We start from the raw sequence: 13,415 nt of genomic DNA, 5'->3' as shown, positions 1-13,415 counted from the left end.
ACAGGCATCTCCCAACCAGCAAAATCAACAAGCTTACCCCCCAACTCAACGTGCAAGTCATACAAGGGGGTGCGTTTGAGGGCGTCAGACATGGCAGAGACCTTTCCTAAGTCCTTGGCAATATTGCCGCATGAATTGCAACGTTATCTCGGTAGTGCCGCCAATTGACACCAAGGTTCCTAGGACTGTGCAGCGAGTCAACAGGCTTCGACTGCTGGTGGTCTTTTGGTCCCCCGAGGCTGGCGTTGCAGAGGCATGTATACGGCCGCATGCAGCAGCTTTGTATCCTATAGGAAACTTTTTTCCGTTAGGCAACATCGCATGCGACGTGCCATGGGCAAATTTCTTCGGCGAACAAAAGACAGCCGAACCATCAAACTGATTTTTAACCGCTTTCTGCCAAAGGGCTCTGGCACCGACCCGGAACCTGCCCTAAGACTTCGCGCAAGAGGGGACGCAATGGCACATATCACACTGGTGCGTCACGGGCAGGCCAACACCACCGCACGTGACGAAGTAAACTATGACAAGCTCAGCGATCTGGGCCATCAGCAAGCCCGTTGGCTGGGCGCGCATCTACAGAACACGCAAGCGTTCTACCCGCGCGTCTATTGCGGAACCCTGTCGCGCCACGTGGAAACCGCCGCCAGCATGGGACTGCCCGAGCCTTCCCGTGATCCACGCCTCAATGAGGTTGAATACTTCACCATCTCGAAATTGTATGAAGAGCAACATGGCATCCCCGTGCCGACCGACCGGGAAGGGTTTGTCGAACATCTGCCCCGCACTTTTGCCGCCTGGGCCAGAGGTGAGATTGAGGAAACGCCCGAAACCTTTGAGGAGTTCGAAACACGCGTCTCGGACGCTTTGCGCGACATCGGCACCGAAGGCGGTCCGGCGATTGTTGTAACCTCGGGTGGGTTGATCTCGATGGTTGTACGACAGGCCATGGGACTGGACATACCTGCGATGGCGCGGGTGGCTCTTGCCATCATGAATACCTCCATGCATCGTCTGCACCCGATTGGCGCGCAGCTAAGCCCGGTTCTGTTCAACGCAGTCCCGCACCTGGAAGCGCCAGACAGGCAGTTTGCCCAAACGCATCTGTAACCCAAGCCCGGAGGTCCCCTGATGCAGCTCTATTATGCCCCCCGCACTATTTCGATCGCCGTTGCCATCGCGTTGGAGGAGGCCAGTCTGGACTATGAAGCGGTCCGTCTGGACTTCGCCGAAGGCGACCAGACCAAACCGGCTTACAAACAGATCAATCCGAAAGGCCGTGTGCCTGCATTGGCGGTTGATGGCGGTATCCTGACTGAAACCGGGGCGTTGCTGGAATATGTCGCTACGGCTGCGCCCGACGCAAATCTTGTCCCCGCCGATCCTGTCATGGCGGCCCGTATGCGCGAAGTGATGTATTATCTGGCCTCGACCATGCATGTAAACCACGCACACAAGCTGCGCGGGGCCCGTTGGGCCGACAAGAAATCCAGCTGGAAAGACATGACCGCCAAGGTCGCCCAGACCATGACCACGTCCTGTGAGTACATCGTATCAAACGGTTTGCGCGGGCCCTTTGTGTTGGGCGATACGGTCTCGCTGGCGGACGCCTATCTGTACGTGGTGTGCAGCTGGCTGGAAGGTGACGGTGTGGACGTGTCGGCCTTTCCCAAAATCCTCGCTTTCCGCGAGGCGATGGAGGCGCGCGCCTCGGTTCAGGCGGTGCGCGCCGCCGGGATGATTTGAGTAAAGGACGACGCATGACACATCTCTGGGTCCGGGCAGAGCAACGCCCGAATGAAGAACGGGTTGGATTGACCCCAGAAGGCGCGGCGACCCTGATTGCGGCAGGCATCCGGGTAACCTTCGAGGAAAGCCATGCCCGCGCTATCCCGATAGATGGCTACAAAAACGCAGGCTGCGAGATTGCGCCCGAGAATTCCTGGCCCGATGCCCCCCTTGATGCCATCGTCTTTGGTTTGAAGGAATTGCCAGAGGACGGCACCCCCCTGCCCCATCGCCACATCATGTTCGGTCACGCCTATAAGGGTCAGCATTCTGGCCGCGCCCTATTGCAGCGGTTCAAGGCCGGGGGCGGAACGCTCTATGATCTGGAATACCTTGTGGACGAGAACGGCCGTCGCGTCGCGGCCTTCGGGTATTGGGCTGGTTATGCTGGCGCAGCTGTCACCCTGAAAGCATGGGCGGCGCAGCAACGGAATGAGGAATGCCCGCCCGTTGGTGTGTATTCGGGCAAGGACGCGCTGAATGCTGAATTACTGGCCGAGTTGAACGCCACCGGCGCCAATCGTCCCCGCGCCATCGTGATCGGCGCGCTGGGTCGCGTGGGTGCAGGCGCCGCCGACCTGTGCGAGGCGATGGGCGTCAGTGTCACCAATTGGGACATGGCTGAAACCGCCAGCGGCGGGCCTTTCCCCGAAATTCTGGAACATGACCTGTTTCTGAACTGCATTTTTGCCCGCCCGGGCACCCCGATCTTTGTTCCGCGAGAGTCGCTGACCAGCCAGCGTAACCTGACCGCCATTGGTGATGTCGCCTGCGACCCGGACAGCGATTACAACCCGGTACCCGTTTACGACCGCGCCACCACGTGGGACGCCCCCGTCTTGCGCGTCGCGACGGATCCGGTGATGGATGTCATGGCAATCGACAATCTGCCCTCGATGCTGCCAGTCGAAAGCTCGGAAGACTATGCCGCGCAATTGCTGACAACTCTGCTGACGTTGAAAGAGATCGAAAGCGGTGTTTGGGGTCGGGCACAGGACGAGTTTCGCAAACATGTCTGAGCCGGTGCACGCATGGAACACTTGATCGGCGGTGCAGCAGCGGTTCTTGGCACGATCTGCTGGCTACCCCAGACCCTGAAAACGTGGCGCAGTCGCGAAACCAAGGACCTGTCTCTGCCTGCAAATCTGTTGATCCTGACAACACTGACGTTGTGGTTAGCCTACGGATTGATGATCGCTGCATGGCCTCTGATCCTGGGCAATGTGATATCGATCCTTCTTGTCGGTGCGATCGTGATCGCGAAACTGAAATTCGGCTGAACAGCCATATAGGAGCTTAAGCATGACCATCCATTGGTGTGGCACCGGCCTGTCGGCCATCCCCGGCCTGCGTCGCCTGATTGAAGGCGGGCACAAGGTCACCGTCTGGAACAGGACCATTGAAAAAGCCAAGGCCGAGGTCGGAGACCTGACCGACGACATTCGTGCCTTTGACATCGACGCACTGGGCGCGGTGCTGGAAAAAGGCGACGTGATCGTCTCAATGCTGCCGGGCGATTGGCACGTGCCACTGGCGGAACTGGCCATCTCGAAGGAGGCCAATTTTGTCTCATCCTCTTACATTGCTCCCGAGATGCGGGCGTTGGACGACAAGGCGCGCGCGGCCGGTGTGGCACTGGTCAACGAAGTTGGGCTGGACCCGGGCATCGACCACCTGATGGCACATGCCCTGATCGCTGACTATCGCGCATCGGACGCGTTTGATGCCAACAACCACCTAAGCTTCATCTCGTATTGCGGTGGGATTCCGAAAAACCCCAACCCGTTCCGGTACAAGTTCAGCTGGTCGCCTTTGGGTGTGCTCAAGGCCTTGCGTTCGCCGTCGAAATCGATCCGTGATTATGCGCCGCTGGACGTAGCCCGCCCGTGGGACGCGATCAGCAGCTATATCGCCCCGCTACCCACACCTGAAAGCTTCGAGGTCTATCCGAACCGCGACTCTCTGCCTTTCATGGAAGAGTATCAGTTCGAGGATCACTGGACCGTCAAGGAATTCGTCCGTGGCACCCTGCGCCTAAATGGCTGGGCCGATGCGTGGTCGGATGTGTTCAGCGAGATTGAAACCCTGTCCGGACCCGAAGGCGACGCGCGCCTGAAGGAAATGTCGGACCAGTTCTGGGACGAAAACGCCTATGACGAAGGGGAACCGGACCGTGTGGTTCTGTGCGTAGGACTGAAGGCCGAGAAAGACGGAACACCCGTCTGGCACAAAACCTATGTCATGGACGCCTGGGGCGACGCGCGCGGCACGGCAATGGCGCGACTGGTGTCTATCCCGGTCTCGCTGGCGGTCGAAGCGGTCCTGAATCGTGCGATCGCCGTCGGTGTACATGCGGCACCCAGCGACCCAAAACTGGTGCAGGGTTGGATGGCCGAGATCGACAAGCTGGCGCAGCATTTGCAGGTCGTCGATCACACCGCCTAAATTCACATTCAAAAAGCCACTCCGACATACAGGAGTGGCTTTTATCTTCGTCTCTGTCGCCGGTATCAAACCCGGCTATCGCCACAGCTTCAGATGAACCGTTGGATCGTATCGTCAAGATCGCTGCGGTTTATGCCCAGCTCTGACAATTCCTGATCGGAAAAGCTGTTCAAGTACTGTGCGGCCCGCACGATATCGGCGCTGACCGCACGTAGTTGCATGGCGCGGTCGAACAATTGCAGGGCACTGGTCGTGGGCGGCAATTGCTTGCTTGGCGGGATGACATCAAACATTGGTACTACCTCATAACTGGTTACGCGGGTGCTATCGTCGGCACTTGATTACTGCCGATAAGGCGCGCCGTGATAAACGCTTTGATAGGCGCGTTGCTTGATTTCAGCCCGAGGGACGCCGATGTCGCTCAATTGGCGATCGTTCAACGCCTCTAGGTCGTGGACTGTGTTGGCGAAAATCCTGCGGCGGAAATGCTCGGTTCGGGCCTCAGCATAATCCGCGAACAGCGCAGAAAAAACGTTGCGGTTCGAGGTTATAGTCTGTGTCGCTTCCATGGTCTTCTCCTCCTGAATTTGGATTGCGGTTTTGGTCACAACTCAAATTAAGGAACCGGTTCTTAAGGAGAGAACACCGTTTCATTAAGCTCTGTTAACGAAGCTTTCTGGGTATGGTTTGAGGCGGAGGTTTTTAGTTTGGAAAGCTTTGGCCCGTGATGAACGTAGGGCCGTTGGATGCGGAACAGGCGGTGTTCGGGCATCACCAAATTGGTTAGCGGTACAGCGCAAAGCATGGGCCGCTACGAACGCAGCAGCCCAGGGAAATTCTTAGACTTCGTCCGGGTTCGGAACGATCAGTGTCGGGATTTTCGACCGACGCAAGACACGTTTCGCCACCGTTCCGAGGAAGGTGTGCGAAAAGCCGTGGTCATGTGCGCCAAGCACGATCAGATCGCACCCCATCTCGACCGAGCGCCGCAGGATCACCTCGGCCGGGTGCCCGTCGGTGACCTCGATCGAGGACACCTGTTCACGGATCTTGGCGTCATCGCCTTCGAACTGTGCCCAGAACTTGGCTTGCCGTTCGGCCAGCACCTTGCGCACCATTTCATGGCGACGCTGGGCCGCGGTTTTACGCGTCTCTTCGTTCAGGATGAACATGTCCATCGTGATCTTCGCGTCGTCGGACAGGGGTTCGTTCACATGCAGGACGTGAATTTCTGCCCCTGTTGCCATTGCAATGCTGGCCGCATTGCGCATGGCGTGACCCGAGTTCTCCGACAAGTCGGTCGCGAACAGGATATTTGTCACCATTTGTTTCATAACATCATCCTTTCAGGTCAGTAGCCCAACAGCCTTGGCAGCCATAGCGACAGCTCAGGGAAGAACGCAATGATAAAGATCGCGATGGTATTAGCCGCCGCAAAGGGCAATGCGCGCAACGAGATCTGCTCGATCGTTATGTTCGAAATACCCGATGCGATGAACAGGTTTTCACCCAGCGGCGGCGTCTGGAAGCCGATACCCAGCGTACAAACCATAACCACACCAAAGTGGATCGGGTCGATACCGACCGAATAGGCCACAGGCAGCATCACCGGAACCAAGATCAGGATGGTGGCCAGTGTCTCCATAAACATGCCGACGAACAGCAGGAAGAAGATGATCAGCGCCCAGATCACATAAAGGTTGTCGGTAAAGCTGAGCATCGAGTCCGCGATGATCGCCGGGATCTGGTTTTCCACCAGAAGGCGGCCAAACACGGTCGCAGTGAACAGGATCAGCAGAACACGGCCCGTCAACCACGTGGTGGCTTCAAGCGACTGGAACAGCGACTGCCATGTCAGTTCACGATAGATGACCACGCCAACGAACAGAGTGTAGAAGATCGCGACGATTGCGGCCTCGGTCGGGGTGAAGAAGCCGGTATAGATACCACCCAGGATCACCAGCGGCGCCATCAGCGACCAGAACCCGCGATACATCTCGCAGGCCACATGACGCAGCGACCAACCTTCGGCCACACCTTTGTACCCACGCTTTTTAGACATGAAGTAGTTAAGGATCAGCAAGCTGGTGGCGATCAGGAACGCCGGGACAAAGCCCGCGATGAACAGTTTCGAGATTGAAACCGACTGGAAGGTGCCGAACTTTTCAACTGCTTCCAGCGGAGGCGCCATACCGAGCGCGGCAATGCCGAAGATCACCATCGGGATGGAGGGAGGAATAATAATCCCGAGGCCGCCAGAAGAAGCGGTAATAGCAGAGGCATAGCCGCGCTCATAGCCACGGTCGATCATTGCTGGGATCATCAGCATCCCCACGGCCGCGGTTGTTGCCGGGCCCGAGCCCGAAATGGCGCCAAAGAACAGACAGGCCATAACCGTTGCAGCCGAAATACCGCCGGTGAATGGACCAGCCAGACTTTCAGCAACATTGATTAGGCGCTTTGAGATACCGGCGGCCTCCATAAGAGCCCCCGCCAAAATAAATGCAGGCAGCGCCATCAGTGGGAACGCACCCACCGAGGTAAATGCAATCTGCACGAACTTGATTGGGTTTTCGCCCAGGTAAAGGAACGAGAACAGCGATGCCACACCCAGCGCAACCGTGATCGGAGCGCCGATGAGTAGCAGTAGAAGAAACGATCCAAATAGGATTGTGACGATTTCGGATTCCATGGTTTTTCCTCCCTGCCTCAGTCGTGCTTGGCTGCTTCGGTGGCAGCTTTGATTTCATCAAGGTCGATCTGGTCAGGATCATGGATGTCTTCACCTTTGATCAGGCGGCGATAGTTCACCTGAATGATGCGCACGGTCATCAACGCAAAGGCCAGAGGCAGAACCATGTAGACATACTTCATCTCGATACCCAGGGTCTGGGATTTCCAGAACTTGTTCATCTTGTTGAAGACAAAGTCCGTCGCCAGATACAGGAAGTAGACGTTGAAAAAGAGCCAGAAGAGATCGGCAAAAGCCTCAATATACTTGATGTAGCGTTCGGGCAGGAACTTGAACTGGAAGGTCACCCGGTTATGCGCGCCTTTCAATGCCGCATAGCTGGCGCCAAAGTAGACAAACCAGACGAACATGTAGACTGACAGTTCTTCGATCCAACTGACCGAAAAGCCGAAGACTTCACGCGCTATGATCTGTGCAAACAGCAGACAGACGAAGCCGGATAACAGGATCCGGCAGATGATACTTTCGATATTGTCCAGAAATTTCCAGAACATTTCGGAATTCCCTCCTCCCTGAGATGAAAAGAGCGCCGAAGCGCTCTTTTCCTTTTCGCTCTTTGGCGATTATTGCTGGACGGGCTCGCGACCGATTGCCTCAAGGACCGTGTTCAGTTTTTCGACACCACCGATGGATTCGTAGAACTGCGGCCATACGGCACCGGTTGCCAGTTCGATGAACTCGGCTTCATCGTTCTCAGGATCGATGATTGCCATGCCTTTTTCGGTCAGCTCTTCTTTGATCGCAGCTTCAGAGTCACGCAGGAACTGTGCGGAAATCTGAGTTGCTTCCTGACCGGCTTCCAGAATGATCTTTTGATCTTCTTCGCTCAGACCCTGGAAAACAGATTCCGAAACGATCAGCGGTTCGATCGAGAAGATGTAACGCAGGTTGGTCACGTGGTTCTGGACCTCGTAGAATTTCATTGCGTTGATCGTCAGGTAAGGGTTGTCCTGACCGTCGACGACTTTGGTTTGCAGACCGGTGAAGGTCTCGGACCATGCCATCGGAGTCGGGTTGATGCCCCAGGACTTGTACGTTTCGATCATGATCTCGTTCTTGGGAACGCGGATGATCAGGTCCTGCAGGTCAGCAACCGAGCTGACGGGCTTTTTCGAGTTGGTCAGGCGGCGGAAACCTGTGTAGGTCCAGCCGATGATGCGCACACCTGCGTCACGAATGGTGTTTTCCACCAGTTCCTGACCGATCGGGCCTTGGGTCAGCTTTTCAGCATCTTCCAGGGACAGGATCACATAAGGCAGAGTGAACACACCAACCGAAGGCGAGAACGGCGTGATGTTGTTGATCGCCAGCAGCGACATGTCCAGCGTGCCGATTGCGGCCTCGTTGACGGTGTCCTGCTCGGAACCCAGCTGACCGTTCAGAAACAGTGTAGCTGTGTGTTCGCCACCCGATTTTTCTTCGAGTGCCTTGACGAAAGCCAAGCCAAGGGCTTCTTGTGCGCTGCCTGCACTATCGCCAACAGCAATCTTGAAGTTTTTCGCGTCGGCTGCGCCAGCAACCATTAGGGCTGCGACCGAAACGGCAGCAGTCATGGTGCCAAGCTTTTTGATGAATGACATAGATGTCCTCCCAGTTTTATCATGTTTCGAGGTGCGCGCTGACCTGGGGAGAGATGGCCAGTCCGATTCTACCTCGGCTTTTTCAGAGTAGCTTGTGAAATGTGTTTCTATGTTGCCATTCTTTGCGCGATAGGTTTCATATATATCAAACCTTACGAGTTGGGAAGAAAATGGTTGCCTCACGCATCGGCGACAGCGACATCCGATTGCTGCGCGTTTTCAAGACGGTTGTGGAAAGTGGTGGTCTGTCCGCAGCCGAAGTTGAGCTGAATATCGGCAAATCCACCATTTCAAAGCATGTTACTGATTTGGAACTGCGATTGGGCTTAAAACTGTGCACGCGCGGTCCTGCGGGTTTCGCCCTGACAGAAGACGGCGCAAAAGTGCTGCAAGCAGCAGATCACCTGCTTGTGTCCGTGTCGCAATTTCGGAACGAGGTCAGCGAGATCAAGGAACAGTTGGGGGGAACGATCCGCATTTCGCTATTTGATCAATGTGCGTCAAACCCGGATTCCCGGCTTGCCCGCGCCATTCATCGGTTCAACGAAGCCGCCCCCTCGGTCCAGATCGAATTGTCCCTTGAGCCGCCAAACGTGATCGAGACCATGGTCATCAGTGGCCAGCTCGACATCGGAATTATTGCGCTGCATCGCCCTTCGACAAGTCTTAACTATGCTCCGTTATATGGCGAGAACATGTTCCTGTATTGCGGCCGGGAACACCCCCTGTTCGAAATACCAGACCAAGAACTCAGGACCAGTGACCTGCTCAGGTACAACTATGTTGGGCTCAGCGTGAACTCTCCGAACCTGATCGTCGGTCAGCAACTGGGTTTCAAAAGGTCAGCAAAAGTTCAAAGCGAGCAGGCGCTGGCCATACTAATCCTGTCAGGGCGATACATAGGTTATTTGCCTGATCATCTTGCGCAGGACTTTGTGGACCAGGAAAAGATGCGGATGGTGTTGCCGGGCGAAACGCAATATCGAACCCGGTTTGCAGCAGTGACCAGAAAGCAACCTGAACCAACACGGGTGACAAACCTGTTTCTGGAAGTTTTGCAGAGCGAACATTCGAAACCCTGACAACTGCCGGGCTGGCACAACACGAGCCAACTGTAGTAGAAACGTGCTTCGACACATCCTGTAAAGGCCAAACGCGAAATCAGGTTCGCCTTTTTGGCGTTGCCAAAAGCTTGTGACTTTCCGCCACATCACTGGTGCTCGCCTTCATCTCACTTACATGCGCCTCACCAAAATGAGGCGGACAAATGATAGACGACGACCCCCAACCCGTAGGGTATTACGACACGCACGATATATGGACCCTGGACCCAACGCCCGCGGACCAGTTGGTCTATGATGCCTTTGCCTCGGGTGTTGTCGATCTTCTGCAAGTGTTGGATGACAACAAGACCATGATGTCACGGGACGTTTACGCAAGACTGTTCGCCTCGCTGTTGGATCTTTCCCGAACTTTGGGAGAATACGAAGATGGATGGAAGCCGGACTAGGGGACGATTTCCAAGAACCCGCTGTTCCAATGCACGGTACGGGGTGGCGGTTCAGGCGCCGCCCCGTACCTAAAGACTAGTTAGCTTGCGGTTGCGTTCCCAAGCGCGTTCAGCAGAGTGCTCAGATTGTGCTGGAACATCGCGAGATAGCTTGTGGCCGGGCTACCCCGTTCCGACAAGGCGTCCGAGAACAGCCGTCCACCAATCACGATGCCGGTTTCATCCGAGATTTGCTGAATCAAAGTGGGGCTTGTGATGTTTTCAACAAACAGCGCCGCAGCGCCATCCGCCTTCAGTTGATCAATCAGAACAGCAAGATCCTTGGCTGATGGCTCTGCCTCGGTATCGATGCCAACCGGCGCAAGGAAAGTCAGTCCGTAGGCGTCTGCCAGATAACCAAATGCGTCATGTGCAGTCACAACCGTGCGGCGATTGGCAGGCAGGCCTGCCAGCTTTGTCTTGGTTTCTGCATCCAGCGCGTCAAGCTGCGCAATATAGGCCGCAGCATTGGCAGCGATTTCTTCGGCGTGCTCGGGCATCGCCTCTGTCATCACGTCGGCGACATTGGTCACGTAAATCATGCCGTTCGACAGCGAGTTCCAGGCGTGGGGGTCAATTTTGCCCTCGACTGTGACAGGCGTGATACCATCGGTGGCAACGTGCACGGTTGCGTCAGTGCCCGATTCAGCGATCAGCGTATCGGACCATGTCTCAAAGCCCAGACCGTTGACAAAGATGATATCCGCCTGGGCAACGGCCTTCGCGTCTGCAACCGAAGGCTGATACACGTGCGCATCCGCGTCCGGGCCCACGATTGTCGTAACCGTGGCCAGATCGCCCACGACCTCTTCGACCATGTCGCCGAGGATCGAAAAGCTGGCGACGATCTTGACGTTGTCTTCTGCCGCAACGGTCGGCAATGCAGCCAAAGCAAACGACACAGAGGCGATGCCGGCATAGAGTGACTTTACAAGAGTCATTGTGCTCTCTCTTCTTGTTGAATTTGGGTAATGGGGATGTCGCTGGAAACAGACGGTTTGCGCATCCGTCTGCCAAAACCAAGGGGACCGAAAATGGCCGAGAACAGAAAGAACCCACCGGCAACCAAAACGATCGCCGGGCCGGACGGCGTGTCCGGGAACAGGTAGGACAGGGTCAAGCCAATCCAGCAGCTGGACAAGGCAAACACAAAGCCCAGGACCAGTTGCCCGGTGATCGTACTGGCCCAATAGCGCGCTGCGGTCGCAGGCAGGATCATCAAGCCAACGGCCATCAACGTGCCCAGCGTTTTGAATGCAGCCAGCAGGTTCAGAACCAGCAGCAGCATAAAACCCTGATCAACCAGCCACGGTCGGCGGGTCTGAGTTTCGAAGAAAACCGGATCGCAGGTGCTGACAATCAGCGGACGAAGCAGAACGGCGAATGCCAACAATGTGACTGTCGCCACCCCTCCGACAAGGATCATCGACGCGTCGTCGATCCCAAGGATTGATCCGAACAGGAAGCTTTTTAGTGGAACTGCGGACCCTGCTGCAGACAGGATAAAGATACCCACCGCCAATGCGATCAGATACAGCGAGGCTAGGCTGGCATCGCTGCGCAGGATTGTCCGGCGTGCAAGAAAGGCGGTCAAAATGGCGACGCCAACACCGGCGATAAGCCCTCCGACCAACAGTGACATGACTGACAAGCCCGCCGTGACAAAGCCGATGACGATGCCTGGCGTAATCGCATGGGCCATGGCCTCACCAGCCAGCGATAGGCGACGCAGAACAAGAAATGCCCCCACCGGCGCGACCGAAGCCGACAAAACCGTGGTTGCCACAAAAGCGCGACGCATGAAGGCAAAGCTCCACATTTCGACGATCAGGTCATACATTGGCGTGCTCCGATGTTGAATGGGTGCCACGGAACATCCAGGACGCCTGACTTTCCGAGAGGTATCCTTGCGCAACCAGCCGGTCTGGTGTCAGAACGTCATTCACCAGTCCGTGGGTCGCCTCTTGCCCGCCCAAAAGCAGCGCGTGGCTGCAATAATCCAGCACCGAGGAAAGATCGTGCACCACCAAAACCACCGCGCGCCCCTCATCGCGCCATCGGCGGATAATCGACAACAGATGTGCTTCGGTACTTTGGTCGACTGCGGCAAACGGTTCATCCAGCAGGATCAGCGGCGCGTCCTGCATGATAACCCGCGCGAACAGCGCGCGCTGCAGTTGCCCACCTGATAGCATATGCAGAGGCCGGTCAGCGATATCCAGTACCCCGGCCTCATCCAGCGCGGCGGCCATCCGGTCGCGCGCGGCGGCGTCCAGCCCGGTACGATAACCAAATCCGCGCCAGGCCCCCATCGCAGCAAGATCCCTCACACGGATGGGAAATCGGCGGTCGAACTCGGTCATCTGCGCCAGGTACCCGATGTCACCAGGGCGGCCCTGCGGCCAAGTCAAACTGCCCGAAAGCGGATCCATCAAGCCCAGCAACATCTTTACAAATGTGCTCTTCCCCGACCCGTTTGCACCAAGAACGGCAAGGGTCGTTCCGGCCGCAATATCCATGGAGAGGCGGTGAAACAATGTCAGGTCGCGGTAGCCCAACGTCAGATCGCGGATTTGTAAAACGGCCGACATCAAATCACGGCGTAAATCGCGAGCCACAGGATCGCCGACAGCGCCAGAGCCCCCGCGACCAGCACCGGAACGCTGAATTCTGTCAGACACTTACCCCTTTGGGTGTCAGCTTTTTGCAATGACAACGGCAACGCCTCCTGTGTTCAGACAGGGGCAAAGCGAGCGCAAAGTCGTGCACGGTACGGACCGCTTGAAACATTGTCATCTCCCTCTGGGACACCCCGCCCAGGTTCATAAATTTCGGATGGCAGGTCTCCTGACTTGCGGGTCAAAGCTATCCCGATCCTTCCCAGGCTATTGCCCAGTGGACGATCTCGGGTCGCTCGCCGCCTACAGTTGCGGGGGCAGTCACGGAATTGGCCTTTTTACAGAACCGCACCGTATTCCCTTTTATCCCTGACCGCAGAATACAGTCGGGAACCATCGCGAGGACAAAATACGAATTGATTTGATTCGACAAGAGCGCAAACCTGTGCGGTATGGCTATTCGTTCCAGTCACCGGTCGACTTCGGAGGACGCGGTAGACGTGAGGCAACGGTGGATACTTACACGAGCCCCGCTTCTTGCAGCTTCAGACGCACGCCAACGGTCTTTTTGACTGAATTTATTCTGCCCGGACTTTTTTTGTTTGCGCTTAAGATTTGCGTCTTCGACGTTGCGGGTTATGAGCCTGACGAGGTGAGGACGTTAAGCAATTGATCCAGTGGAT

The 13,415-nt window shown here is 56.3% G+C and carries 16 protein-coding genes and 1 riboswitch; of the genes, 7 read left to right on the top strand and 9 right to left on the bottom strand.

All coding sequences use genetic code 11. The annotated features are described in order from the left end of the window. The first annotated feature begins 459 nt into the window (after positions 1–459). Genes AC2FIB_RS22265 through AC2FIB_RS22245 form a run of 5 tightly spaced genes read left to right on the top strand, consistent with a single transcriptional unit; the run spans position 460 to position 4,233 of the window. Entirely contained in the window at positions 460–1,110 is a 651-nt protein-coding gene (locus AC2FIB_RS22265) for a histidine phosphatase family protein (RefSeq protein ID WP_496727347.1), read from the top strand. A 21-nt stretch (positions 1,111–1,131) separates the two neighbouring features. After that, complete coding sequence (locus AC2FIB_RS22260) at positions 1,132–1,746, top strand: glutathione S-transferase family protein (protein ID WP_496737837.1); 615 nt, start codon at positions 1,132–1,134, stop codon at positions 1,744–1,746. A 14-nt stretch (positions 1,747–1,760) separates the two neighbouring features. After that, the gene (locus AC2FIB_RS22255) at positions 1,761–2,807 is read left to right on the top strand and encodes a saccharopine dehydrogenase (protein WP_496737836.1); all 1,047 of its coding nucleotides are present in this window, start codon (positions 1,761–1,763) and stop codon (positions 2,805–2,807) included. A 12-nt stretch (positions 2,808–2,819) separates the two neighbouring features. Beyond that, complete coding sequence (locus tag AC2FIB_RS22250) at positions 2,820–3,068, top strand: SemiSWEET family sugar transporter (protein WP_058273753.1); 249 nt, start codon at positions 2,820–2,822, stop codon at positions 3,066–3,068. Between the two features lie 22 nt (positions 3,069–3,090). Continuing rightward, complete coding sequence (locus AC2FIB_RS22245; RefSeq protein ID WP_282121291.1) at positions 3,091–4,233, top strand: saccharopine dehydrogenase family protein; 1,143 nt, start codon at positions 3,091–3,093, stop codon at positions 4,231–4,233. 89 nt (positions 4,234–4,322) lie between these two features. Here AC2FIB_RS22245 and AC2FIB_RS22240 read toward each other — a convergent pair whose 3' ends face one another. From AC2FIB_RS22240 to AC2FIB_RS22215, 6 genes are all read right to left on the bottom strand, one after another. Beyond that, complete coding sequence (locus AC2FIB_RS22240) at positions 4,323–4,526, bottom strand: DUF1127 domain-containing protein (RefSeq protein ID WP_058277394.1); 204 nt, start codon at positions 4,524–4,526, stop codon at positions 4,323–4,325. 48 nt (positions 4,527–4,574) lie between these two features. Further along, entirely contained in the window at positions 4,575–4,802 is a 228-nt protein-coding gene (locus AC2FIB_RS22235; protein ID WP_109310857.1) for a YjiS-like domain-containing protein, read from the bottom strand. A gap of 270 nt (positions 4,803–5,072) precedes the next feature. Further along, positions 5,073–5,567, bottom strand: a complete 495-nt coding sequence (locus tag AC2FIB_RS22230; protein WP_058277392.1) for a universal stress protein — start codon at positions 5,565–5,567, stop codon at positions 5,073–5,075. Positions 5,568–5,584: 17 nt separating this feature from the next. Further along, positions 5,585–6,925, bottom strand: coding sequence for a TRAP transporter large permease (locus tag AC2FIB_RS22225; protein WP_058273758.1), 1,341 nt, complete (start codon positions 6,923–6,925; stop codon positions 5,585–5,587). 17 nt (positions 6,926–6,942) lie between these two features. Beyond that, positions 6,943–7,479: a TRAP transporter small permease gene (locus AC2FIB_RS22220; protein ID WP_496727353.1), complete on the bottom strand. Its 537-nt coding sequence runs from the start codon at positions 7,477–7,479 to the stop codon at positions 6,943–6,945. 69 nt (positions 7,480–7,548) lie between these two features. Next, positions 7,549–8,565: a TRAP transporter substrate-binding protein gene (locus tag AC2FIB_RS22215; RefSeq protein ID WP_496727354.1), complete on the bottom strand. Its 1,017-nt coding sequence runs from the start codon at positions 8,563–8,565 to the stop codon at positions 7,549–7,551. Between the two features lie 170 nt (positions 8,566–8,735). Here AC2FIB_RS22215 and AC2FIB_RS22210 point away from each other — a divergent pair, with 170 nt between their 5' ends. Both AC2FIB_RS22210 and AC2FIB_RS22205 read left to right on the top strand, forming a co-directional pair. Continuing rightward, on the top strand, positions 8,736–9,647 hold the full coding sequence (locus AC2FIB_RS22210) for a LysR family transcriptional regulator (RefSeq protein ID WP_109310856.1): 912 nt from the start codon (positions 8,736–8,738) through the stop codon (positions 9,645–9,647). A gap of 185 nt (positions 9,648–9,832) precedes the next feature. Further along, a complete protein-coding gene (locus tag AC2FIB_RS22205; protein ID WP_108861889.1) occupies positions 9,833–10,075 on the top strand; it encodes a hypothetical protein in 243 nt (80 codons plus the stop codon). An 80-nt stretch (positions 10,076–10,155) separates the two neighbouring features. Here AC2FIB_RS22205 and AC2FIB_RS22200 read toward each other — a convergent pair whose 3' ends face one another. The 3 genes from AC2FIB_RS22200 to AC2FIB_RS22190 are packed head-to-tail and all read right to left on the bottom strand — an operon-like array spanning position 10,156 to position 12,795. Further along, on the bottom strand, positions 10,156–11,055 hold the full coding sequence (locus AC2FIB_RS22200; protein ID WP_496737834.1) for a metal ABC transporter solute-binding protein, Zn/Mn family: 900 nt from the start codon (positions 11,053–11,055) through the stop codon (positions 10,156–10,158). Next, positions 11,052–11,954, bottom strand: a complete 903-nt coding sequence (locus AC2FIB_RS22195; RefSeq protein WP_496737833.1) for a metal ABC transporter permease — start codon at positions 11,952–11,954, stop codon at positions 11,052–11,054. The genes AC2FIB_RS22200 and AC2FIB_RS22195 overlap by 4 nt, the downstream gene beginning before the upstream one ends. Beyond that, entirely contained in the window at positions 11,947–12,795 is an 849-nt protein-coding gene (locus AC2FIB_RS22190; protein ID WP_496737832.1) for a metal ABC transporter ATP-binding protein, read from the bottom strand. Before AC2FIB_RS22190 ends, AC2FIB_RS22195 begins: the two co-directional genes overlap by 8 nt. A 139-nt stretch (positions 12,796–12,934) precedes the next feature. After that, positions 12,935–13,145: riboswitch (cobalamin riboswitch) on the bottom strand. Positions 13,146–13,415 lie beyond the last annotated feature (270 nt).

It is taken from the genome of Ruegeria sp. YTSA072 (assembly GCF_059610285.1).
Note: the sequence above shows the minus strand (reverse complement) of the source record. Positions and strands in the feature narration are given on the sequence as shown.

What these genes read in the sequence shown, in the direction of transcription:
- AC2FIB_RS22205 (WP_108861889.1), top strand. Translation starts at nt 9,833, where the DNA reads ATGATAGACGACGACCCCCAACCCGTAGGGTATTACGACACGCACGAT.
- AC2FIB_RS22195 (WP_496737833.1), bottom strand. Translation starts at nt 11,954, where the DNA reads ATGTATGACCTGATCGTCGAAATGTGGAGCTTTGCCTTCATGCGTCGC.
- AC2FIB_RS22210 (WP_109310856.1), top strand. Translation starts at nt 8,736, where the DNA reads ATGGTTGCCTCACGCATCGGCGACAGCGACATCCGATTGCTGCGCGTT.
- AC2FIB_RS22235 (WP_109310857.1), bottom strand. Translation starts at nt 4,802, where the DNA reads ATGGAAGCGACACAGACTATAACCTCGAACCGCAACGTTTTTTCTGCG.
- AC2FIB_RS22215 (WP_496727354.1), bottom strand. Translation starts at nt 8,565, where the DNA reads ATGTCATTCATCAAAAAGCTTGGCACCATGACTGCTGCCGTTTCGGTC.
- AC2FIB_RS22225 (WP_058273758.1), bottom strand. Translation starts at nt 6,925, where the DNA reads ATGGAATCCGAAATCGTCACAATCCTATTTGGATCGTTTCTTCTACTG.
- AC2FIB_RS22230 (WP_058277392.1), bottom strand. Translation starts at nt 5,567, where the DNA reads ATGAAACAAATGGTGACAAATATCCTGTTCGCGACCGACTTGTCGGAG.
- AC2FIB_RS22245 (WP_282121291.1), top strand. Translation starts at nt 3,091, where the DNA reads ATGACCATCCATTGGTGTGGCACCGGCCTGTCGGCCATCCCCGGCCTG.
- AC2FIB_RS22250 (WP_058273753.1), top strand. Translation starts at nt 2,820, where the DNA reads ATGGAACACTTGATCGGCGGTGCAGCAGCGGTTCTTGGCACGATCTGC.
- AC2FIB_RS22255 (WP_496737836.1), top strand. Translation starts at nt 1,761, where the DNA reads ATGACACATCTCTGGGTCCGGGCAGAGCAACGCCCGAATGAAGAACGG.
- AC2FIB_RS22265 (WP_496727347.1), top strand. Translation starts at nt 460, where the DNA reads ATGGCACATATCACACTGGTGCGTCACGGGCAGGCCAACACCACCGCA.
- AC2FIB_RS22220 (WP_496727353.1), bottom strand. Translation starts at nt 7,479, where the DNA reads ATGTTCTGGAAATTTCTGGACAATATCGAAAGTATCATCTGCCGGATC.
- AC2FIB_RS22200 (WP_496737834.1), bottom strand. Translation starts at nt 11,055, where the DNA reads ATGACTCTTGTAAAGTCACTCTATGCCGGCATCGCCTCTGTGTCGTTT.
- AC2FIB_RS22260 (WP_496737837.1), top strand. Translation starts at nt 1,132, where the DNA reads ATGCAGCTCTATTATGCCCCCCGCACTATTTCGATCGCCGTTGCCATC.
- AC2FIB_RS22240 (WP_058277394.1), bottom strand. Translation starts at nt 4,526, where the DNA reads ATGTTTGATGTCATCCCGCCAAGCAAGCAATTGCCGCCCACGACCAGT.